20 protein-coding genes and 2 tRNA genes are annotated in these 20220 nt (G+C 61.2%); 8 read left to right on the forward strand and 14 right to left on the reverse strand.

Annotation, left to right across the window (positions count from 1 at the left end; all coding sequences use genetic code 11):
* Nucleotides 1–2 precede the first annotated feature (2 nt).
* The 5 genes from H597_RS35170 to H597_RS0124405 are packed head-to-tail and all read left to right on the forward strand — an operon-like array spanning nt 3 to nt 4225.
* The gene (locus tag H597_RS35170; RefSeq protein WP_028104405.1) at nt 3–665 is read left to right on the forward strand and encodes a hypothetical protein; all 663 of its coding nucleotides are present in this window, start codon (nt 3–5) and stop codon (nt 663–665) included.
* On the forward strand, nt 662–1360 hold the full coding sequence (locus H597_RS0124390; protein ID WP_028104406.1) for an ABC transporter ATP-binding protein: 699 nt from the start codon (nt 662–664) through the stop codon (nt 1358–1360). The genes H597_RS35170 and H597_RS0124390 overlap by 4 nt, the downstream gene beginning before the upstream one ends.
* Nucleotides 1350–2591 carry an ABC transporter permease gene (locus H597_RS0124395; protein ID WP_035375076.1) on the forward strand — a complete coding sequence of 414 codons (1242 nt, stop codon included), beginning with the start codon at nt 1350–1352 and terminating at the stop codon, nt 2589–2591. The genes H597_RS0124390 and H597_RS0124395 overlap by 11 nt, the downstream gene beginning before the upstream one ends.
* Complete coding sequence (locus H597_RS0124400; RefSeq protein WP_028104408.1) at nt 2584–3288, forward strand: outer membrane lipoprotein-sorting protein; 705 nt, start codon at nt 2584–2586, stop codon at nt 3286–3288. The genes H597_RS0124395 and H597_RS0124400 overlap by 8 nt, the downstream gene beginning before the upstream one ends.
* Entirely contained in the window at nt 3275–4225 is a 951-nt protein-coding gene (locus H597_RS0124405; RefSeq protein ID WP_028104409.1) for a hypothetical protein, read from the forward strand. The genes H597_RS0124400 and H597_RS0124405 overlap by 14 nt, the downstream gene beginning before the upstream one ends.
* Before the next feature lies 1 nt (nt 4226).
* On the opposite strand, the gene H597_RS0124410 is transcribed toward H597_RS0124405, so the two are convergent.
* From H597_RS0124410 to H597_RS0124445, 8 genes are all read right to left on the reverse strand, one after another.
* Nucleotides 4227–5003 (reverse strand): LytR/AlgR family response regulator transcription factor, encoded by a 777-nt coding sequence (locus H597_RS0124410; RefSeq protein WP_028104410.1) that lies wholly within the window; start codon nt 5001–5003, stop codon nt 4227–4229.
* The gene (locus H597_RS0124415; protein WP_028104411.1) at nt 5000–6061 is read right to left on the reverse strand and encodes a sensor histidine kinase; all 1062 of its coding nucleotides are present in this window, start codon (nt 6059–6061) and stop codon (nt 5000–5002) included. Before H597_RS0124415 ends, H597_RS0124410 begins: the two co-directional genes overlap by 4 nt.
* Before the next feature lie 79 nt (nt 6062–6140).
* The gene (locus H597_RS0124420; protein ID WP_028104412.1) at nt 6141–6341 is read right to left on the reverse strand and encodes a hypothetical protein; all 201 of its coding nucleotides are present in this window, start codon (nt 6339–6341) and stop codon (nt 6141–6143) included.
* Between the two features lie 154 nt (nt 6342–6495).
* Nucleotides 6496–7170 (reverse strand): hypothetical protein, encoded by a 675-nt coding sequence (locus H597_RS32375; protein ID WP_035375078.1) that lies wholly within the window; start codon nt 7168–7170, stop codon nt 6496–6498.
* Nucleotides 7171–7334: 164 nt separating this feature from the next.
* Entirely contained in the window at nt 7335–8579 is a 1245-nt protein-coding gene (locus tag H597_RS0124430) for a hypothetical protein (RefSeq protein ID WP_028104413.1), read from the reverse strand.
* A gap of 222 nt (nt 8580–8801) precedes the next feature.
* On the reverse strand, nt 8802–9650 hold the full coding sequence (lepB, locus tag H597_RS0124435; protein ID WP_083941264.1) for a signal peptidase I: 849 nt from the start codon (nt 9648–9650) through the stop codon (nt 8802–8804).
* Nucleotides 9651–9766: 116 nt separating this feature from the next.
* Nucleotides 9767–9842: transfer RNA gene (locus H597_RS0124440), tRNA-Asn, on the reverse strand.
* A 52-nt stretch (nt 9843–9894) separates the two neighbouring features.
* Nucleotides 9895–10590, reverse strand: coding sequence for a DUF3334 family protein (locus H597_RS0124445; RefSeq protein WP_028104415.1), 696 nt, complete (start codon nt 10588–10590; stop codon nt 9895–9897).
* Nucleotides 10591–10757: 167 nt separating this feature from the next.
* Between H597_RS0124445 and H597_RS0124450 the strand changes: the two genes are divergently transcribed.
* Complete coding sequence (locus H597_RS0124450) at nt 10758–12212, forward strand: serine hydrolase (protein ID WP_035375079.1); 1455 nt, start codon at nt 10758–10760, stop codon at nt 12210–12212.
* Nucleotides 12213–12334: 122 nt separating this feature from the next.
* Entirely contained in the window at nt 12335–13978 is a 1644-nt protein-coding gene (locus H597_RS0124455; RefSeq protein WP_035375081.1) for a serine hydrolase, read from the forward strand.
* Nucleotides 13979–13996: 18 nt separating this feature from the next.
* Here H597_RS0124455 and H597_RS0124460 read toward each other — a convergent pair whose 3' ends face one another.
* From H597_RS0124460 to H597_RS0124475, 4 genes are all read right to left on the reverse strand, one after another.
* Nucleotides 13997–14572 (reverse strand): HI_0983 family protein, encoded by a 576-nt coding sequence (locus H597_RS0124460; protein WP_035375082.1) that lies wholly within the window; start codon nt 14570–14572, stop codon nt 13997–13999.
* Between the two features lie 28 nt (nt 14573–14600).
* Nucleotides 14601–15458 (reverse strand): signal peptidase I, encoded by an 858-nt coding sequence (gene lepB, locus H597_RS32380; protein WP_083941265.1) that lies wholly within the window; start codon nt 15456–15458, stop codon nt 14601–14603.
* Between the two features lie 65 nt (nt 15459–15523).
* Nucleotides 15524–15599 (reverse strand) — tRNA-Asn (locus tag H597_RS0124470).
* 36 nt (nt 15600–15635) lie between these two features.
* Nucleotides 15636–16838, reverse strand: a complete 1203-nt coding sequence (locus H597_RS0124475; protein WP_028104419.1) for an amino acid aminotransferase — start codon at nt 16836–16838, stop codon at nt 15636–15638.
* A gap of 110 nt (nt 16839–16948) precedes the next feature.
* Here H597_RS0124475 and uvrB point away from each other — a divergent pair, with 110 nt between their 5' ends.
* On the forward strand, nt 16949–19015 hold the full coding sequence (gene uvrB, locus H597_RS0124480; protein WP_028104420.1) for an excinuclease ABC subunit UvrB: 2067 nt from the start codon (nt 16949–16951) through the stop codon (nt 19013–19015).
* A gap of 129 nt (nt 19016–19144) precedes the next feature.
* On the opposite strand, the gene H597_RS0124485 is transcribed toward uvrB, so the two are convergent.
* Together H597_RS0124485 and H597_RS0124490 are read right to left on the reverse strand one after the other, a co-directional pair.
* Nucleotides 19145–19804 carry a peroxiredoxin gene (locus H597_RS0124485; protein ID WP_028104421.1) on the reverse strand — a complete coding sequence of 220 codons (660 nt, stop codon included), beginning with the start codon at nt 19802–19804 and terminating at the stop codon, nt 19145–19147.
* A gap of 70 nt (nt 19805–19874) precedes the next feature.
* Nucleotides 19875–20189 carry a hypothetical protein gene (locus H597_RS0124490; RefSeq protein WP_028104422.1) on the reverse strand — a complete coding sequence of 105 codons (315 nt, stop codon included), beginning with the start codon at nt 20187–20189 and terminating at the stop codon, nt 19875–19877.
* Between the last annotated feature and the right edge of the window lie 31 nt (nt 20190–20220).

A 20220-nucleotide genomic window follows, 5' to 3' on the forward strand; every position in this document is an offset into this window, starting at 1 on the left:
CCATGAAACCTTCCATCCTCTCCTTTTCCTTCGCCTCTGCCTTCGCCTTTGCCTGCGGCAGCGCCTACGCCGCCCCCGCCCCCGGCAACGACGGCGCAAGCTACGCCGCCGCGCGCCAGCAATTCATCAGCGGTTCCGCCGGCGATGCCTCGGCGCGCGATGCATCGATCGACGCGTTCGAAAAGCTGGCCGGCAGCCAGCCAGGCAACCCGGTCTACCTGGCTTACCAGGGCGCCGGCATCGCCATGCGCGGCCGCGACGCCAGCATGCCCTGGGAGAAAATGAAGTTCGCCGAAAAAGGGGCAGACATGGTGGAGAAAGCCGTATCGCTGCTGGCGCCGGAACATGACACTCTGCTGGTAAATGGCGAACCGGCCAGCATTGTCACCCGCATGGTGGCCGCCAACACCCTGCTCGCCCTGCCCGACTTCATGCACCGCCGCGCCATGGGCAAACGCGCACTGCAAGGGGCGCTGGATTCGCAAGCGCTGGCGCAGGCGCCAGCCCCACTGCGCGCGAGCGTGTTTTCCGCCGCCGCGCGCGTGGCAGCCGAGGAAAAACGCGGCGCCGACGAAATCGGCTACCTGCGCCAGGTGGTCGCCACACAGGCGGCGACGCCGCCGGTTGCCAAGGCAGCGGCCCGCCTGAAGGAGCTGGGCCAATGAGAGCCGCCGAACCCCTCCTGTCCCTGCAGGGCGCCAGCAAATCCTACACGCTGGGAAGCAACGTGATCCGCGCCCTGCAAGCGGTCGACCTGGCGCTGGTGCGCGGCGAGATCCCCGCCGTCACCGGCCCGTCTGGCAGCGGCAAAAGCACCCTGCTCAATCTGTGCGGCTTGCTGGACACGGCCGATGAGGGAGAACTGCTGTTCGACGGCGAGCCGCTGCCGCGCGGCGACGAAGCGCGCCGTACCAGCTTGCGACGCCAGGCTATCGGCTTCGTCTTCCAGGGCTTCAACCTGGTACCGGTGATGACGGCGCACGACAATATCGACTACCCGCTCTACCTGCTCGGCATTCCGGCCGCCGAACGCCGCCAGCGGGTGACGGAAGCCCTGGCACGCGTCGGCCTGGCCGAACTGGGCGCCCACAGGCCGGACCAGCTGTCCGGCGGCCAGCGCCAACGTGTCGCCATCGCCCGCGCCATCGTCAAGCGCCCGCGCCTGGTGATCGCCGACGAACCCACCGCCAACCTGGATGCGCAGACCGCGGCCCAGATCATCGCCCTAATGCGCGCCCTGGCGCACGACGACGGCACCACGTTCCTCGTCGCCACCCATGACGAGCGCGTGCTGCCGCATTGCGACCGCGCGCTGATGCTGGACGACGGCGTATTGAAAGGAGCTTGCCATGCGCATTGATTTCAAATGGCTGTCCCTGGCCTGCCGCAACACCATGCGCAACCGCCGCCGTTCGCTGGTCACCGTGGCGATCGCCGCCACCGGAACGGCGGCGGCACTGCTGGGCGGCGGTTTCGCCCTGCACACCTATGCATCGCTGGCCCAGGCCAGCGCGCGCGACACCGGCCACCTCGTGCTGGCCGCACCAGGCCAGTTCGAGGGCAACGACAATATGCCACTGGAACACGGCCTGTCGGGCCGCGCCGAACTGACCCGCGCACTGCTGGCGCATCCGCAAGTCAACCGCGTGCTGCCGCGGCTGCAGTTCTCCGGTCTGGTGAGCAACGGCGACAAGAGCGAAATCTTTCTCGGCACCGGCGTCGACGCGCGCCAGGAATTCCTGGTCAAAGGCCCCTTCATGAAAGTGGAGGAAGGAACGCTGCTGGAGGCCGACGGCGGCGCCGCGGTGCCGCACCGCCCCGGCATCGTCATCGGCAAAGGGCTGGCCCATATCCTCAACGCCAAACCCGGCAGCTCGCTCACCCTGATGTCCACTACCACCGCCGGCAGCCTGAATGCCATCGACGTCACCGTGACGGGTGTCGTCAGCAGCGGCATCGCCGACATCGATAAACGCCTCGCCATGGTCGACCTGGCGACTGCGCAGGAGCTGCTGGTCTCCGACAAGGTCAGCTACCTAAGCGTCTACCTTGACGACCTCGATCAGAGCGAGGCGCTGGGCGCGGCCTGGCGCAAGCAATACGCCGGCAGGCTCGAAGTGCGCACCTGGCTCGAACAGGCCCTGTTCTACCAAAGCGTCAAAGGCCTGTACAACCGCATCTTCGGCTTCCTCGGTGTGATCGTGCTGGTGATCATCCTGTTCGCCATCACCAACACCCTCTCGATGGCAGTGCTGGAGCGCACCCGCGAAATCGGCACCCTGCGCGCCATGGGCACCTCGCCGGGCGAAGTCGCCCGTCTGTTCACGCTGGAAGGCCTGGTACTGGGCGGCGGCGGCGCCCTGCTCGGCATGGCCGTTGCAGCCGGCGTGGCGATGGCCTTGCTGGTACTTGGCATCCAGATGCCGCCGCCGCCCGGACGCACCAGCGGCTACCCGCTGGTCGTCGAAGTCTCGCCCGCCATGTACGCCTGCGCCGCACTGGCCGTCACATTGCTCGCAGCCCTGGCCTCGCTGTTCGTCAGCCGCAAGGCCGCCAATCAATCTGTTGTGGAGGCACTCGCCCATGTTTAAAACCTTGATCTCCGCCGCCCTAGCGGTGGCATGCGGCGGCGCCGCGGCGCAGGACATCGATGCAATCCTGCGCAAGGCCGATTCTTTCCGCCTGCGCGACGCCTCCTCGCAGGTGGACACGCTGGTGCAGACCTTCAAGGACGGCAAGCAGGATAAGGAAAAGCGCTACCAGGTGCTGGTCCGCCCGGGCGGCAAGGCCCTGATCCTGTTCCGCTCTCCCGGCGAAGCGGGCCAGAAGGTGCTGATGTCCGGCGACGATTTCTGGATGCAGCTGCCCGGCAGCGCACGTCCCATCCGCATCACGCCGCTGCAAAAACTGCTCGGCGACGCCTCGACCGGCGACATCGCGACAATGACCTGGTCGGGCGACTACAAAGGCAGCGTGTCGCGCGAAGTGGAAGTGGACGGCGTGGCCTGCATCGAGCTGGAACTTGCCGCCACCCGCAAAACGCTCAGCTACCAGCGCGTGGTACTGCAGCTTGCCAAATCCGACCATCACCCGGTGCATGCCGACCTGTATGCCAGCTCCAACAAACGCCTCAAACAGGCGCGCTTCGCGCCTGGCCGCATGGTGCTGGTGGACGAGATCAATACCGGGCGCGAAACGGTGGTGACCACGCTCGCCAGCAAGCCGCGCCAGTTCGGCGACGAGTTGTTCAACCCGATGTACCTGGACCGCTCGGATGCTGCGCCTTAAGCTGCTTGGCGCCGCGATCCTGGCCGGCATCGCGGCGGCACCCGGCGTGGCCTTGGCGGGCGACCTGGTCGCCAATATCCGCGCCCAGCTCGGCAGCCAATCGCTGCAGGCGGGGGAGCTGCGCTGGCAAGATGGCCCGCTGCGCGCCGTGCTGACGGCAACGCGCGTTGATGGCGGCAACGTGCGCCTGCGCCTCAACGAACTTTCCTACGACAGCCCGCTGGCGGGCGGCTTCCTGAGCGCGGGCAAAAAAGTCATGAGCTGGGACGTCGGCTACGCCTTCCGCCCGCTCGACGTGGTCCAACGCGAAGACCGGCGCGCATTGAATCCGCTGGCACTGGACGGCATCCCCATGCTGGCGTGGGAACACTTTAACGCCGACAGCGCCACCACCGTCGTCTGGGCCAACCCGGGCCGGGGAAGCGCCGCCAGCGCCAGCGATCAGCGCCACGACGAGGCCATCGCTGTCCGCCAATACAGGCAGCGCGGGGCGCGCGACGAATACGGCGTACTGCGCCTCTCCCGGCGCAACGGCATCGAGGCCGGCCTCTCATTCTCGCAGGTCGCCAGCGACGCTCTCGAACTGCACGCGTCACTGCTGTGGCAGCAGCATCCGCAGCATGGCGGCAAGGCATTGGCGGGCTTCACCTGGACCACGGAAAGCAAGTTCTCCGTGCTGGGCGAAGCGTGGACCGACCGCAGCGCCCCGCCCAGGCAGCAAGGCAACCAGCTGCTGCGCGCCTCGCAGTATTTCGACGATGTGGAAGTATCGGCCGACATGCTGTGGCAGCCCCAGGCAGGCAGCCGGATTGGCACCCTATCGGGCAGCTGGAAAACCGGCCCCTGGGTGCTCAGCGCCAGCTATCGCCATTTTGCCGGGCCGGCCGGCCGCTATGCCCGCAACGTCGCCCTGGCCAGCCTCCAGCGCGGGTTCTGAATCACATCTGGCGGAACAGGTGCGCATACAGTGGCGAAACACGCAGCCTCTCGGGACGTCCGCGCAAGGATAGCGACATCTTGCCGCCCTCTTCGCGCAAGGCGCTCAGCACACAGGAAGAATTGACGATGGTGCCGCGATGCACCTGCCAGAACTGCTGCGCGTCGAGCTGCGGCATCAGCTCCTTGAGGCTCATGCGGATCAGCACTTCGCTTTCGGCCGTCACCACATTCACATACTTGTCGGCGGCTTCGAAATACACCACGTCCGCCACCGGCACCATGCGCACCTGGTTGCCGACCGCGGCGCGGATCACGCTTAAGCGCTGCGCGGCCATCGGCACGCCGAGCGCCCGCAGCTGCGCCGCCAGGCCTTCCAGCCCGCCAGCGGCCGGCTGATCCTGCAAACGCTGGCGCAGGCGCGCCACGGTGCGCGCCAGGCGCTCGTCGCTCACCGGCTTCAGCACATAGTCCGCCGCCTCCCGCTCGAATGCCTGCACCGCGTATTCGTCGTACGCGGTCACAAAAACGACCTGCGGGAACGGCGCCGGTCCGGCCCACGCATCAACCAGTTCTTCGGCGACATCCAGCCCCGACTTGCCGGGCATTTTGATGTCGAGGAACAGCACCTGCGGCTGCAAGGCGGCAGCCTGCGCCAAGGCCTCGATGCCGTTGGCGCAAGTCGCCACGATGGAAAGTTCAGGCCATTGGCGGCGCAATGCCGCCGTCAGGGTCGCGGCCAGGATTGGTTCGTCTTCGGCAATCAGTGCAGTAATCATGGCAAATAAATGCGTGCGGTAGCGCCCTGCGGCGCCGCTTCAAGGGAGAGGGAGGCGTGTTCGCCGTACAGGGCGGCAATGCGCTCGCGGACATTGGCCAGGCCCAGGCCAGTGCCCGGTTTGCCCGGACCGGCGTCGAGTCCGCGCCCGGAATCGGAGACCAGCAATTCCAGGCCGCCATCCAGCGCACGCGCAGCCACCTGGATATGGCCGCCATTCACATTCGGCTCCACGCCGTGGGCGATCGCATTCTCAACCAGCGGCTGCAGGAGCATGGGCGGCAATTCGGTGTTGCGCAGCGCATCCGGCAGCTCCAATGCAAAGCTCAGCCGCGCGCCCATGCGTACCGACATCAGGCCGAGATAGGCCTCCAGCAGCGCAAATTCCTGCCCAAGGGTTGTGCGCTCGGCGCGTGCCGCGCTCAACGTGGCGCGTAGGTAGATGATCAGCTGGTCCAGCATGGTTTGCGCACGGCTAGGATCCAGCGCAATCAGGCCCTGTAGATTGGCCAGCGTGTTGAATAGCATATGCGGCTCGATCTGCGCCTGCAGCAATTGCAATTGCGCTTGCAGCGCCTGCCGTTCGACTGCCTCGGCACGCGCCTTTTCCATGGCGGCCTCGGCACGCGCCTTCGACAGCCTTTCGCGGCTGGCGAAGAATAAGGTCGCAGCGCCGGTGGCAAACACGGTGAACAGCAAGGCGCTGATGCCGCGCTCCCCGCCAAAATAGCGCAGGATGTCGGTTTCGATGCCCAACAGCCATGCCGCCAATTGCGAACCGAGAAATACGCCGGAGAACACGCCGACCGCCATCACCGGCAAGAAAAAAAGCCAATTGAAATTTTTCTGCCGCCGGAACATGAACCTCGCAACATCGATCAGCAGCCAGGTGGCAGTGCCGATGCACATCGAAGTCAGGAGATTGCGCCCGAACTGGCGCCCGCCGCCGAACACATAGGTGATCAGGACTGCGCACAGGACGTTGAAAGCCGCGACATACATGCCGTCGACGGCAAGGTGGCGCAGGGAGAACTGGGAATGACGAGGGATTGTTTGCATGGCAAGCATTTTCGCCCTACGGGCGCCTGCCATGCAAATATTTTGCGACGAAACCGCGCCGGGACGACGCGAAACCGCCTTAGGCCAGCGCTTCCTTGGCCGCTTCTTCCGGCGTCAAGCCGTCATAGAACAGGTCCGTGAACCATTCGACCTGTTCTTCGATATGGTCCTGCGCCTGTTCCACCGTAGCGCCGCCCTTCACAAGGAAGCCTTCCACCTCGATGCACCACTGAATCAGTTCCAGGGTTTCCGGATCGAGTTCTTCTTTCTTTTTTGCCATGTCATTCTCCCACGTAAAGCACAAAGCCCAACCAAAAGGCTGGGCTCCTGATAATTCCGACCTGATACCAGTGCAGTATACCCGCTGCCGCGCCCCCGCCGTCAATATCTGGTCTTGCAGGTGCTGGTTAGCGCCAGCATACCGATGATTCCCTTCAATTCGTCGCACCCATTTTATTGGTGTACGCCGCCAGCTCCCATTCGTCGCGGTTAAAGGTGCGGCCCATCCAATCAGTGTCCTGATATTCCAGCTTGACGAAATTGTTGACGGCGGGGACATACCACAGCGTCTCGGTCAGCTTTCCGCTGCCGCTCGTGGTACCGACTTCCCGCCCTTGATAGTACGCGGTCACAACAATCTTCATCGCATCAAACTCGCCGGCCTGCACTTTGATCTTTTCCCAGCCCACGGCCTTGCCTTTAACCTGGTAGCGCCAGCGCTTGCCCACCGTAGGATTATCGCCGGTCGCCTCGCTGCTCCACTCCTTGCCCGGTTCAAGCGGGAAAGCGTAGCGCACGAATGCCGGGGCGAAGTGCATCTTGCCGCGGTCGACAGGATTCATGTCGCGGCTGAAGCGCTGTTGCGAGACCAAGGCACCGCTGGCGGCACGCTTGATGTCCACCTGGATACCGCTGTCATCGACGGCCGTCACTTCCATGCGATTCAGATTGCCCGGCTGCTTTTTCCAGACGTCGATGTACTGGTAAGTCCAGCTGTCGCCGACCGCCACATCCGGCGCACCGACGGGCGCATGTACCTCGGCTGCCAGCACGGAACCGGATAGAAGCAGACTTACGGCCACTACGGTGCTGCTCAAAAGACGCTGCATAGTAACTCTCCTGATTTTGCCGCGCGGCCGGCCATGCACGGCCGCGCAAGGGGACTAAAACGGATTAAGGTTGCCGTTGAATTCAAACGGCGCCATCACAATCTTGCCAACTTTACCACACAACAAACTCAAGCGGTCAGGGCCGGACCAGCGTCGGCGAGCCGCTAGTTCAGGTCTAGATACTTCACGGCAGTCGGCGTAAACAGCCATACTTTTCGCTCCCCCAAGCGCATCAGTGCACCCCGAAGTTCCAGCGGGACATCCTGCACCTTCCAAGTCTTCCCAGCGTCCAGGCTGTAATGGATTTGCTCCGCGAAATTTCCATGAACAATCCTGGATTTGGGATCCCAGGTCTGAATAGCGATAACGGTCTGCGAAGTTTGAAGCGCTCCGATCGACACGCCGTTCGATTGCCAGATCAATTTAGCCGGCGTGGCATCGCCAAGGGAGGATACAAAAAATAGTCCGAAATTTCTCGGGGGAATTGAACCATCTACGGCATTCAGGCGCACCAGGTAGCCCGCTCCGAAGTTCAGAATCCGCGCGTCGTAGCGAGGATTCCAAGCGTCGGTACGGATAGTGGTCTTGAATTCTTCTGTCTTTTTGTCGCCCGGCCTGAAGCGGGACAGCACAACAAACTCTCCCGGTTGATTAGGCAAACCAACGATCGTGTCGCCCTCCGCCGAAATACCGTTGATGTCTTGAATCCCTGCCCATTCCCCCGTTAACAATGACCACGACTGGCCGCCATCCGATGTGGCATGGATCGCCACATCGGTCCACTTATCGTGCGCGAGCTTACTTGACGCCAGGATGAAACGCGAAGCGGTCTGCGGAATCAGGCGGCACAGTCCCCCCAGTTCATCGCAAGACACTGGAGTATTTAACTTTGCCCAGCTTTTACCTTTGTCCTTACTGAAGACGAAGCCTGCGTGATCAGGGTTAAGGTTTGAAGGCCTGAATTTATCGCTTTCTGCGATGATGATCTGCTCATTCGCAAAAAACGGCGCGACCACCCGATCGTTCGGAACATGGGCAACTTCCGCACAAACACCCTTGTCTATGTCCTGGCATGACAACACCGGATTTTGACAAGCCGGACCCGTCGCGAGCCACCGCATATTGAGGCCGATGAGTAGGGATTCGCCGTTGACAAAGGGACGAATTACCTCGCGGGCTCGAAGATCCTTGTGATAGGACGCCAATATTCCCGCCCATTCCGAAGCTGGGACTCCCTGCTCCTGCAGCAGCTTCTTCATTTCATTTAATGCGAAGTTCCCGCATGCCGCATATTCAGCGGTAAAGTGAGGGAATGTGTAGGCAGCTTTCCAGGCGTCGCCCTCCTTTGCCATCAAGTTCGACGTGGCTAGCATGCAAAGCACAGCAATGCCTGCGTAAAGTTTGTTCATAACGCCCACTCCTTGATGGTGAAATCGCACAGGCCAGCGCTGCGCGCGTATTACTTCGTGCCTGACGAATTTTAAGGCATTGCGCAAATGAGTCGTCACCGCAAAGCAAAAAGCCCAACCGGTTAAGGCTGGGCTTTTCTGTATTCCGGCTCCCCGGCCTGGACTCGAACCGGGGAGCTGCGGATTAACAATCAACAGGCCCGCATTGCAAATCACAGCGGGTCAATCACCTTGACTACCAATCACACCATCTGCCGGCACGAATCCCCAGTTGCGGCTGTCGTCACAATCGTCGCGGTTATCGCCCATCACGAAGTAGTGGCCCTCGGGGACCTTGCACTCCAGGCTCGCTTCTGTCTGGACACAGGCTCCGCGTATTGGAATTTTCATCATGAGCGTAGACTCTTCCTTCCGTTCCGCATTGACCAGGGTATCGAAGCTGACGCCGTCGAGCTGATTGCTGTAGCGCTCCCTGTGATCGCCAAACGGTAAGTCGAGATAGTCTTCGCGCCGCCCCACACGGGTTTCCTTCCCATTTACAAGCAGATGCTTGGCGCTGTATGTAATACGATCGCCCGGCAGGCCAACTACCCGGCTTATGCGCTCATAGCCCTGATCAAGCGCGAATTTGAATAGGATGATTTCGCCTCTGCGCAACTCATTCGGTCGTTTCTTCACCAAAATATGAACCTCTTGCCTCATCGTCGGCAGCATGTCGGTGGAGGGGATCCAATATGGCTCGTATAGAAAAATCCTTACGGATGCCACGACTCCATATGCGCAAGCCGCAATGCCGGCCAGGTTGAACCAGCGCGCAAACCAAGGCTGCATGCCGCCTTTCGCCGAATTAGCGCACCTGAAGGCCACCACCGGCCCCGCAAGCCAATAGGCAAAGCGGAGGAAATCATTGTCAGAATGCCCGGTAATGCTGAACATAAACGCCAGGCAGATCGCGAAAAATGCAGCCACAAACGACAGGGCTAACTTCCCTCGCCCCACATACAGCAAGGCAATCGGGCCGGAAAAAAGGCCCAGCAAGGCTGCGATCGCTGGCCTTGGTTTCCAGTTCATTGCAGCAGCCCGATACAGTCCAAGGCAAATGATCTTGCTCGGGTAATTCTGTTTTCCATATGTGTGCGCGCAAATGCGAAAAGCCCAACCTCGGAAGGCTGGGCTTTTCTATGTTCTGGCTCCCCGACCTGGACTCGAACCAGGGACCTGCGGATTAACAGTCCGTCGCTCTACCGACTGAGCTATCAGGGAAAAGAGGCAATATTATAACTGCCGTTTTTGCTTTTGCAAAGCCTATTTTAGATCACATGCCGAGGGACTTCAAAAGTTCGTCAGCGTCGTCGTCCGCCGTGGAAGTGGCAGCCGGCGCGGTGGCTGCTTTGTGAGCGGCTTGCTCGCGCTCCAGCAGTGCATCCGGATCTTCCACTTCAGTCTTCTCGAAGTCGTGCAGCTTGATGAATTCGGTGCGGTCGATCGCCAGCTCGAGGTAGAAGATATTGTTGCGCTCGGTGAAGAAGGAGACGCGGCGCATTTCCGGACGGTCCAGCGGGGTATCCACGCTCAGCGTTATCTGCTTACTCAGCACCAGCATCTTTGGCTGATTCTGGGTGATATTCGTATGCAGTTCGCTGCGCACCTTGCCAGTGAAGTCGCCGACAATCTGGTTCATCAGCTCGCCCATGATGTTCGCTACCTCGTCCGACGTAAAGGAGCTGGCCAGCTCCGACTTCGGCATGCCCATGCTGAGCATATAGCGCTCATAGATTTCCATCGCCGCGTCAGCCGCGAAGTTCAGCACGACCAAGCCGGTAAAGCCACCATCGAACAGTACGAAACAGCCGATATCGGGTTTCAGGCCAACTTTGGTGATGCGCTGAACCATGGCCGAGTAGGTAATCCGGCTTTGCGAGGCCAGGTTCAACACGCGGATGACCGACGAGCAAAGGGTAGTCAGCAGGTCTTCGGTGCCATACACCACCTGCTCTTCTTTTGTAATCATTCTGCTAACGCTCCGGATTATGTCGATTGAACCTGTGGGATACCTTGAAGAATAACTGATTCCACCCCAAAAGCAAAAAGCTTGTGTTCATTCCGGTAATATCTTTTGGCATCCCCGCAAGTCGCTGGGATGGCCATACAAGCTTATCACTGTGTTATCGTTGCCGCATGAAAAATATCTTTGCCGCCCTCGCCCTGGCTTTTGTCGCCGCAGCCCCTGCCCACGCCGACCGCGCCGCGGAGCTTGATCGCCTCGCCAAGCGTTATCACGAACTCGGCCAACTCGATGGCTCGGTCCTGGTCGCCGACCACGGCAAGGTGATCTACCACCGCGCTTTCGGCCTCGCCAACCGCGAATGGCAAATGCCGCATACGACGGATACCGTATTCCGCGTCGCCTCTCTGAGCAAGCAGTTCACTGCCACGCTGATCATGCAACTGGCTGAACAGGGCAAGCTGCGCCTGGACGACAAGATTGGACACTACGTGCCCGAGCTGAATTCGGACATCGGCAATCGGGTCACGCTGCACCAATTGCTGAACCACACCTCGGGCATCGTCGACTACGCGAACTTCCCCGGCTTCTGGGCCAACCGCCTCGGCGAGAAAGTGCCCAAGGCGGACTTCCTGGCCATCATGAACCGCCCGCTGGAATTCGAACCGGGCACGCAAGGCCACTACAGCAGTTCGAACTACACGCTGCTGGGCTGGGTCATCGAACAACAAACCGGCAAAACCTACAGCGAAGCCCTGGACAGCATGATCCTGCGCCCGCTCGGCATGCAGCGCACCGCCTATGACGCACCGGACCGCATCATTCCGCGCAAGGCCTCCGGCTATATGCGCGTGATAGGCGACTACCGCCCGGCCGATCCGCTCTGGATTCCCAATCTCGGCGCGGGCGGCGGCATTGCCAGCACCACTGGCGATTTTTTCAAGCTTGACCGCGCGCTGGCGGGCGACACCCTGCTCAAGCCCGAATCGAAGCGCCTGATGTTCACCCCCTACATCAAGGACGACGTGTGGGGCGACCTCGGTTATGGCTACGGCTGGCTGATCGGGACGCGCACCATTGCTGGCAAACCGCGCCTGGTGCATGAACACGGCGGCAACGGCAACGGCTTCCGCACGCTGGTCACGCGCTACCCGGAAGATGGGGCACTGGTCGTCATTTTCCTCAACGAAGGCAATGGCAACAAGGGGCCGGAGATTTACCGCATGCGCAGCGACTTCAGCGACACCCTCTTCGGCAAAACCGTCGCGCTGCCCAAACCCTTCTTGCATGAACTGCTGGCGGCGGAAATCCGCAGCGCCGGCGATGAGGCAGCACTGGCCCGCTTTGACACCCTGCTCGCGCGCAGCGGTAAACCGGAAAGCGGCGATAGCCTGAATACGCTGGCTTACCAGTACGCCCAAGCCGGCCAGCCCGGCACCGGCATCGCCATTCTCAAGCGCGCCAGCGCCCTGTTCCCGCAGGACGGCAACCTGCACGACTCGATGGGCGAGCTTTACCTGATGACGGGCGACAAGACCAACGCCGCGACCGCCTACCGGCGCGCCATACAACTCGACCCATCCAACAACAACGCCAAGGAAATGCTGCAGAAGGCCTTGCAACCCTGACGCCAGCGCAGCGCATCGCCCAACGCGTTTGCCATTTGGCATTTAGCAAACCTTAACCATGACATTTAGGCAACGCAATATTGTCTGCATTGCACATTTACAACAACTCCTGGAGTGACTCAATGCGGCCTGTTCTCGCCATCTGCCTCATCACCACCGCCCTGCCTGCCTGTGCGGCCGACCTTTCCGCCGCGATAGACGCTACCGTGCGGCCGATGTTCAACACCGGCACGCCCGGCGCCTCGGTCATCGTCCTCAAGAACGGCCAGACAGTCTTCCGCCAGGCCTATGGCATGGCAGACCTGGACAAGAAACAGGCTGCCACGCCGGACATGGCATTCCGCCTCGGTTCAATTACCAAGCAGTTCACTGCCACCGCCATCCTCATGCTGGCCGAACAAGGCAAACTGAAGACCAGCGACGATATCCGCAAATACCTGCCCGGCTTCCCGGACAAGGGTAAGACCATCACGATCGAGCATCTCCTGACCCACACCTCAGGCATCCCCAGCTTTACAGGGCAACTGCACTACCAGGCCAATATGGCCAAGGACATGACGGTCGACGGCATGATCGCCACGTTCCAGGACCTGCCGCTCGAGTTCACGCCGGGCGAACGCTTCGCCTACAACAACTCGGGCTACTTCCTGCTTGGCGCGATTATCGAAAAAGTCTCCGGCATGCCCTATGCCGACTTTGTGGCGGCCCGCATCTTCACGCCGCTGCACATGCGGCACACGGCCTATGAAGGGCATCAGCGCGGCAAGGTGGCGCAGGTACAAGGCTACAGCCACACGGACGGGAAATTCGCTCCCGCAACCCCGCTCAGCATGACGCAGCCGTACGCCGCCGGCGCCCTGGTATCGACCGTGGACGACCTGGCACGGTGGGAGCACGCCATCGCTGCGCATAAACTGATTTCGCAAGCCAGCTGGAAGCAGGCATTCACGCCGTATACGCTGGCTGGCGGCAAGTCCACCGGCTACGGCTATGGCTGGGAAATCGGGACGCTGCAAGGCTCGCCCACCATCGCCCATGGTGGCGGTATCAATGGCTTCGCCACGCACGGCGTGCGCCTGCCGGCGGAAGGCGTGTATGTGGCAGTGCTGACCAATAGCGACAGCGGCCTTCCTTCGCCGGAATATGTGGCCTCGAAAGTGGCCGCCATCGCGATCGGCAAGCCCTTCGTGGAGCGCAAGGCCATCGAACTCGACGAACAAGCGCTCGACGCATTTGTGGGGACGTACAAGGTGGATGAGAAGAATAACCGGCTCGTCACGCGCGAAGGCAAACGCCTGTATATCCAGCGCACCGGCGGCTCACGCCGCGAACTCGCCGCCTATTCGAGCAACGGCTTCTTCACGCCCGGCGGCCTGATAGAGGTCAGCTTCAAGCAGGACAAGTCCGGCAAGGTCGAGAGCCTGATGCTGACTGGCGCAGGACAGGAATCCATCAGCCCGCGCACCAATGACGCACCTCCCGCCCAGCGCCCCGAGGCGACACTGGCGCCGGGCGTGTTTGAAGCCTACATTGGCCGCTATGAACTGGCGCCAGGCTTTATCCTCGCCGTCTCCACCAAGGACGGCAAATACTACACGCAAGCGACCGGCCAAGCCGCGGAAGAGATCTTTCCCGAGACGGATAAGCTGTTCTTTGCCAAAGGAGTTGAGGCGGATCTTCGCTTCGAGCGCGGCGCCGACGGCAGCGTCAGTCGGCTGGTCCTGATCCAGGGCGGCCAGGAAATGCCGGCGAAACGATTGCAGTGATCGAAAAGCGGCCCTGCCTCAGGGGCCGCATTGGGGCTGCCAGTCGGACTTTTCCATCTCGGTGGCGAACTGGCCGTTTTCTGCCGCGATCTTTTTCAATAATTCCAGCTTTGCTTCGCTCGACGGATTCTCGATTAACGGATATTTTTGCGCAAATTGATAGACCACGCGCCCGCCGCAGGCATCGACGTGAAAAGTCTTGTGGACGTTCGATTCGTAGGAGGGATTCCTGGCGTCCGGCTCGTAGATGATCTTGGCGTACCCATTCGCCCCTTTCACATACAAGCTGTAGTGAGGCTTTGGCTTTTCCCGGTCAAGCGACTCCTGCATCGCCAATGCCCACTTCAGCGGCGTGACCGGTAAAGGTTTGAAGTAATTCAGGGTAATGAGCGTCGACCATTTTTCGATGGCTTCGTCATTCGTGGTGTATTCATAAAGCTCCTTGCCATCCGGCGCAGCACTCTTGAAAGCCAGCTTATATGTCTTGCCCTGGAAAATCATCTGCTCCGGAGCCGTAAACTTCTGGGCATAAGCGCATGTGGCGACGACGGCCAGGCCCAGGCTTGCCAGCAAGCGAACTGCCAATCTGTTCATGTTTCCTCCTATCGTGAAAATCCACGCATTAAAGCACTTTGAGGACGCGGCCCTTCACCAGGTCCGCGCGTACAAATCCCCAATAGCGGCTGTCATTGCTATGGTCCCGGTTGTCGCCCAGCATGAAGTAGTGGCCGGCAGGGACAACGCACTCCACCTGCTCGTCCGTGCGTACGCATGGCTCGCTCATGGGGAAGTTCCACGCTTGCGGCGGCTCCGTTAGCATACTCCCATCAGTCAGGGTCTCGAAGCTGACGCTATCGAGGCGATTCAGGAAGCGCTGTTGGTAGCTGAGAACTTCTGCATTTTCATCAAGGAAGTCCTCCAGTTGCCGCACGCGGGTTTCCTGGCCATTGACCAGAACGTGCTTGGCGCGATAGGTGATGCGGTCGCCAGGCAAGCCAATCAGGCGCTCAACATAGACGACGCTTGGATCGCGCGGATAGTCAAACACCACGATTTCGCCGCGATGCAGCTTCCCTGGACGCTTTTCCACCAAAATGACGCCATTGCGCACCAGCGCCGGCGCCATCGCCGACGAAGGAATTCTGTATGGTTCGTAAAGGAAGGTCCGGACCGCAACAACACCGCCGACGGCGCCGGCGACAATGCCAAGCATCCCATACCAGCGCGCATACCATGGCCGCAGCCCCTCTTTCGCCGATCCGGCGTAAAAGAAGGCAGCAATCGGCCCGGCGATCCAGTAAGCAATCGCGAACGGCGCATGCATCCCGGCAGCGTGGCCAAATAGGTCCAGCAAGGCAACGGCAAGACCGGCGAGCAGGAACCACAGGGCTTGCCAAGGTCGCCGAACGTACAACATTGCGACCGGGCCGGACAACAATCCCAGCAAAGCTGCTATCCACGGAGTTGGTTTCCAGTTCATTTCGCTTTCCTTGCGTGCAAATGCAAAAAGGGCCGCATCTTTCGATGCGGCCCTTTTCTTTATTCTGGCTCCCCGACCTGGACTCGAACCAGGGACCTGCGGATTAACAGTCCGTCGCTCTACCGACTGAGCTATCAGGGATCTTTTCTGACCGCGTTGCGATCAGAGACCAAGATATTACAGAACCTTGGCGATGGCGTCAACTACCACATCAATATTCTTGGAATTCAATGCGGCGACGCAGATACGGCCGGTATCCACGGCGTAGATCGACTGTTCGCGCAGCTTGGCCACCTGCTCTTTGCTCAGGCCGGAGTAAGAGAACATGCCGACCTGCTCGCGCACGAAGTCGAAATCGTGGCCAGGGGCCTTGGCTTTCAGCTTCTGCACGAAGGCTTCGCGCATTTCCTTGATGCGCACGCGCATACCGGCCAGCTCGTCTTCCCACATCTGGCGCAGTTCCGGGGTCGCCAGGGCGGTTGCCACCACCTTGCCGCCGTGAACCGGCGGGTTGGAGTAGTTGGTGCGCACTACGCGCTTGAGCTGCGACAGCAGGCGGGCCGCTTCGTCGGCGGAGGACGCCACCACGCTCAGGGCGCCCACGCGCTCGCCGTACAGCGAGAAGGATTTGGAGAAGGAGTTCGACACCAGCAGCGCCACGCCGGTGGCGGCGAAGCGGCGCACCACGGCGCCATCTTCCGCGATGCCGGCGCCGAAGCCCTGGTAAGCCATGTCCAGGAACGGCACCAGGCCGCCGGCGACCACGGCCGCGATCACTTCATCCCACTGGGACTGGGTCAGGTCGGCGCCGGTCGGGTTATGGCAGCAGGCGTGCAGCACGACGATGGCGCCGCGCGGCATGGCTTTCAGCGCCGCCAGCATGCCTGGGAAGTCCACGCCGTGCGTGGCCTCGTCGTAGTAGGCGTAGTTGTGCACCTTGAACCCGGCGCTTTCGAACAGCGCACGATGGTTTTCCCAGCTTGGGTTGCTGATGTAGACATCGGAATCCGGCGCGAAACGCTTGAGGAAGTCGGCGCCGATCTTCAGCGCGCCGGTACCGCCCAGTGCCTGCACGGTCACCGCACGTTTCTCTTGAATTACGGCGCTGTCGGCACCAAATACCAGCTCTTGAACCGCCTTGTCGTACGCTGCCAGGCCTTCGATCGGCAGGTAGGTACGCGGGGCATGCTGCTCGATCAGGATCGCTTCCGCCTTTTCCACGCACTTCAGCAGCGGCACTTTGCCATTGTCGTCATAATAGACGCCTACGCCCAGGTTGATTTTCGCCGGGTTAGCGTCTGCATTAAAGGCTTCGGTGATGCCGAGGATCGGGTCGCGCGGGGCCATCTCGATGGCGCTGAAAACGGAAGGGTTCGTCATGATTAGATTATTAACGTTTGGGAGCGGGGCGAAGCGAAGGCAAGCCGGCACCCGAAGAAAATCCGGTCAGGGCCGCCGACAATCGCATATTCTATCAAAGGTCTGCACTCATGTCTGAATCACCAACACCAGCTACCCCGGCAGCGGAAATCGTCACGTTCCCGGACTCGCCTTACCGCCTGCACCAGCCCTTTCCGCCGGCCGGCGACCAGCCGACCGCCATTGACGCGCTGTGCGAAGGCATCGGGGACGGCCTGTCCTTCCAGACCCTGCTCGGCGTGACTGGTTCCGGCAAGACCTACACCATGGCCAATGTAATTGCCCGCATGGGCCGCCCGGCCATCGTGTTCGCACCGAACAAGACGCTGGCGGCGCAGCTGTATTCCGAATTCCGTGAATTCTTCCCGGAAAACGCGGTCGAGTACTTCGTGTCCTACTACGATTACTACCAGCCGGAAGCCTATGTGCCGCAGCGCGACCTGTTCATTGAAAAGGACTCGTCAATCAACGAGCACATCGAGCAGATGCGCCTGTCCTGCACCAAGTCGCTGATGGAACGGCGCGACGTGGTGATCGTGGCCACCGTCTCGGCCATCTACGGTATCGGCAATCCGAACGAATACCACCAGATGATCCTGACGCTGCGCGCCAAGGACCGCGTGTCGCAGCGCGACATCATCGCGCGCCTGATCCAGATGCAGTACACGCGCAACGAGGTGGACTTCGGCCGCGGCACCTTCCGCGTACGCGGCGACACCATCGACATCTTCCCCGCCGAACATGCCGACCTGGCGGTGCGCCTGGAGATGTTCGACGACGAACTGGAATCGATCCAGCTGTTCGACCCGCTGACCGGCAAAGTCAAACAAAAGATCCCGCGCTTTACCGTCTACCCGGGCTCGCACTACGTGACGCCGCGCGCCACCGTGCTGCGCGCCATCGAAACCATCAAGGAAGAGCTGCGCGAGCGCCTCGATTTCTTCCGCCGCGAGAGCAAGCTGGTGGAAGAGCAGCGCCTGGAACAGCGCACCCGCTTCGACCTGGAAATGATGTCCGAAGTGGGCTTCACCAAGGGCATTGAGAACTACTCGCGCCACCTGTCGGGCGCCCAGCCCGGCGAACCGCCGCCGACCCTGGTCGACTACCTGCCGCGCGACGCGCTGATGTTCCTCGACGAATCGCACGTGCTGATCGGCCAGCTGTCGGCCATGTACAACGGCGACCGCTCGCGCAAGACCAACCTGGTCGATTACGGCTTCCGCCTGCCGTCCGCGCTGGATAACCGGCCGCTGAAGTTCGAGGAATTCGAAGCGAAGATGCGGCAGACGATTTTCGTCTCCGCCACGCCGGCCGACTACGAGAAGAAAACCGCCGGCGCCGTGGTCGAGCAGGTGGTGCGTCCGACCGGCCTGGTCGACCCGCTGGTGATCGTGCGCCCGGCGCGCACCCAGGTCGACGACCTGCTGGGCGAGATCAACGACCGCGTCGAGAAAAACGAGCGCGTGCTGGTCACCACACTGACCAAGCGCATGGCGGAACAGCTCACCGAATATCTGGGCGACCACGGCATCAAAGTGCGCTACCTGCACAGCGACGTCGATACAGTGGAGCGCGTGGAAATCCTGCGCGACCTGCGTATCGGCACCTTCGACGTGCTGGTGGGAATCAACCTGCTGCGCGAGGGCCTGGACTTGCCGGAAGTGTCGCTGGTCGCGATCCTGGACGCGGACAAGGAAGGTTTCCTGCGCTCCGAGCGTTCGCTGATCCAGACCATCGGCCGCGCGGCGCGTAACCTGAACGGCGTGGCACTGCTCTACGCCGACAATATCACCGACTCGATGAAGCGCGCGATCGACGAAACCGAACGGCGCCGGACCAAGCAGATGGCCTATAACGAGAAGATGGGCATCGTGCCGCGCGGGGTGAAGAAGATCATCAAGGACATGATCGACGGCGTCTACAGCGCCGCGGCACGCGAGCAGCGCGAGGTGGCCGAGGAGGCGGCGAAGTACGAGGCCATGAGCGAGAAGCAGATCAGCAAGGAGATCAAGCGCCTTGAGAAGCTCATGCTTGACCATGCCAAGAACCTGGAGTTCGAGAAGGCGGCGCAGGTGCGCGACCAGTTGCACCATCTCAAAGAGCAGCTGTTTGGGGCGCCGGGGGCGGATGCTCTGTAAAACCAGTAACGCTCGCGGGTGTTGGTTCGAGGCCTTTGATTTTCGACGAAAATCAAAGGCGAACAACCGAAATCCGCGGCCGCTGGTCAGCCGGGCTCAGACCCTTGGGTCTGACCCCGCTTTACCGGTTTAAGAAGGCTGCTTCACAATCCGCAAATAAGGCTTAGGCGCCTTCCATCCGCCCGGGAACAAGGTCTTGGCATCATCATCGCTGACCGAACCGGCGATGATCACATCCTCCCCATCCTTCCAGTTCACCGGCGTCGCCACCTTATGCTTGGCAGTCAGCTGCATGGAATCCAGCACCCGCAGGATCTCGTCGAAATTGCGGCCGGTGGTCATCGGATAAGTCAGCATCAGCTTGATCTTCTTGTCCGGGCCAATGATGAACACCGAACGCACGGTGGCATTGGTGGCGGCGGTGCGGCCATCCGACGAGCCCGGCTCCTCCGCCGGCAGCATGTTATACAGCTTGGCAACCTGCAGGTCCGTATCGCCGATCATCGGATATTTCACCGTCGCGCCCTGGGTCTCTTCGATATCGGTGGCCCACTTGCTGTGATTCTCGACCGGGTCGATCGACAGACCGATGATCTTGGTATTGCGCTTGGTGAACTCAGGCTCGATCTTGGCCATATAGCCCAGCTCAGTGGTGCAGACCGGCGTGAAGTCCTTCGGATGCGAGAACAGGACGGCCCACTGGTCGCCGATCCATTCGTGGAAATCGATGGTGCCCTTGGTCGTCTGGGCCTTGAAATTCGGTGCAGTATCGTTGATGCGCAGGGACATGACAGCTCCTTAAATGATGGCATGGCGGGATCGTTATCCTGCCATGCCATCATTATCAAAGCAATATGTTTTAGTCCAGGACTTGCCCCAGCAGCGAGAGGCCGCCGCCGAGCATGTCGATCACGTCCAGCCCCGTCGCCACGCCGTCAACGAAGTCCAGCGCTGGGCTGCCCTCCTCTTTCTGTTTCGGCGGGACGTACTGTGCCAGGCGCGCGCGGGAAGCTTCCATGCGCGCATGCACCGCATCGCGCTGCGCAATCGCCTCCGGCGCCAGGCGGGCTTCTTCCGGCACATCGGCGCCGCAGTAGAGACAGCGCGCCACACTGCGGTTCAACAATCCGCGCTTGCAGCCAACGCAGCGAAACTTCGGTTCAAGCTCTTTCATTCATTATCCTTGCGATAGTCGACCCGGGTGC

Source organism: Pseudoduganella violaceinigra DSM 15887, from assembly GCF_000425385.1.
GTDB classification, from domain to species: domain Bacteria; phylum Pseudomonadota; class Gammaproteobacteria; order Burkholderiales; family Burkholderiaceae_D; genus Rugamonas; species Rugamonas violaceinigra.